Genomic DNA, 1802 nt, shown 5'->3' on the forward strand with positions numbered 1-1802 from the left:
CCAGAGAAAGAAAATAAAATGCGATGCCATAACCGATTATGACAACGGCGGAAGGGGCAAGCTTAGTAAAGCCCTCGCTAGATTTTAATGCGGATGTTGCGATTACTTCGCCAACTATTGCGATAACAAGAAAAAGCCAGCCTTTCATGATATATCTCCCAATTTGTGTAGGGCTTATTATGCACGCTTAAAAATAATAAAAGCAGACTTGACCTGATAGTTTGGCTGTGAGCAATTATGTGCTTAGTGCATCTAACGCCGGAGTTAAGCCGCCGCGCGTAGCGCGGTCGGCTTGAACGAATTGTTAGACATCATTTACCAACTGACTTGATGATCTCGCCTTTCACAAAGCGAATAAATTCTTCCAAGTGATCTGCGCGTGAGGCCAAGTGATCTTCTTTTTGTCCCAGATAAGCTTGCTTAGCTTCAAGTAAGACGGGCTGATACTGGGCAGGTAGGCGTTTTATTGCCCAGTCGGCAGCGACATCCTTCGGCGCGATTTTGCCGGTTATTGCGCTGTACCAAATGCGGGACAACGTAAGCACTACATTTCGCTCATCGCCGGCCCAGTCGGGCTGCGAGTTCCATAGCTTCAAGGTTTCCCTCAGCGCCTCGAATAGATCCTGTTCAGGAACCGGGTCAAAGAATTCCTCCGCTGCCGGACCTACCAAGGCAACGCTATGTTCTCTTGCTTTTGTAAGCAGGATAGCTAGATCAATGTCGATCATGGCTGGCTCGAAGATACCCGCAAGAATGTCATTGCGCTGCCATTCTCCAAATTGCAGCTCGCGCTTAGCCGGATAACGCCACGGGATGATGTCGTCATGCACGACAAGGGTGACTTCTATAGCGCGGAGCGTCTCGCTCTCGCCAGGGAAAGCCGAAGCCTCCATAAGGTCATTGAGCAATGCTCGCCGCGTCGTTTCATCAAGCTTTACGGCCACAGTAACCAACAAATCAATATCGCTGTATGGCTTCAGGCCGCCATCCACTGCGGAGCCGTACAAATGCACGGCCAGCAACGTTGATTCCAGATGGCGCTCAATGACGCTTAGCACCTCTGATAGTTGGTTCGAAATTTCGATGGTCACCGCTACCCTCATGATGTCTAACACCTGAGTTAAGCCGCGCCGCGAAGCGGCGTCGGCTTGGACGAATTGTTAGGCCGCATATCGCGACCTGAAAGCGGCACGCAAGACCTCAACCTTTTCCGCCCCGAGTGAGGTGCATGCGAGCCTGTAGGACTCTATGTGCTTTGTAGGCCAGTCCACTGGTGGTACTTCATCGGCATAGTAAAAGTAATCCCAGATGATCGCCTCCCAGCTGTTACAACGGACTGGCCGCCCGGCGATGACGCCCTCAGCCGCCTCTGGGCACGAGCCCTGCGGAGCCTCCGCGATTTCATACGCTTCGTCTGCCCACCAAGCAGGTTCGCAGTCAAGTAACTCATCCCCGATCTCCGCTAAGAATCCATAGTCCAACTCCTCCATGACGCGCCCGCCGAGCATTTCAACTATTGCCTCGAGCTCGCCGCGCCTCTCGCCGGGAAACGTCAGATCAATATCATCGTGCTTGCGTGTTACACGCCCTAGCCGTGCATCGATCGCCCAGCCCCCACCGATCCAGAGCGGCAGATTTCGCTCATCTGCCGCAGCTAGAATTTTGTGTATCAATGTGACCTGCGTTGTGTCCATGCGGCCTAACTTTGTTTTAGGGCGACTGCCCTGCTGCGTAACATCGTTGCTGCTCCATAACATCAAACATCGACCCACGGCGTAACGCGCTTGCTGCTTGGATGCCCG

At 52.8% G+C, this 1802-nt stretch carries 3 protein-coding genes; all 3 read right to left on the bottom strand.

Annotated features, from left to right (window positions below; genetic code table 11):
* The coding region (locus V6E55_RS25340) for a DMT family transporter (RefSeq protein ID WP_072203024.1) at nucleotides 1–148 on the bottom strand (148 nt) is incomplete at its 3' end.
* Nucleotides 149–311: 163 nt separating this feature from the next.
* Nucleotides 312–1103 (bottom strand): ANT(3'')-Ia family aminoglycoside nucleotidyltransferase AadA2, encoded by a 792-nt coding sequence (locus V6E55_RS25345; RefSeq protein WP_001261740.1) that lies wholly within the window; start codon nucleotides 1101–1103, stop codon nucleotides 312–314.
* Between the two features lie 57 nt (nucleotides 1104–1160).
* Nucleotides 1161–1694 (bottom strand): aminoglycoside nucleotidyltransferase ANT(2'')-Ia, encoded by a 534-nt coding sequence (gene aadB, locus V6E55_RS25350; RefSeq protein WP_000381802.1) that lies wholly within the window; start codon nucleotides 1692–1694, stop codon nucleotides 1161–1163.
* Between the last annotated feature and the right edge of the window lie 108 nt (nucleotides 1695–1802).

Source organism: Enterobacter sp. 342 (assembly GCF_036663495.1).
Taxonomy (GTDB): Bacteria; Pseudomonadota; Gammaproteobacteria; order Enterobacterales; family Enterobacteriaceae; genus Enterobacter.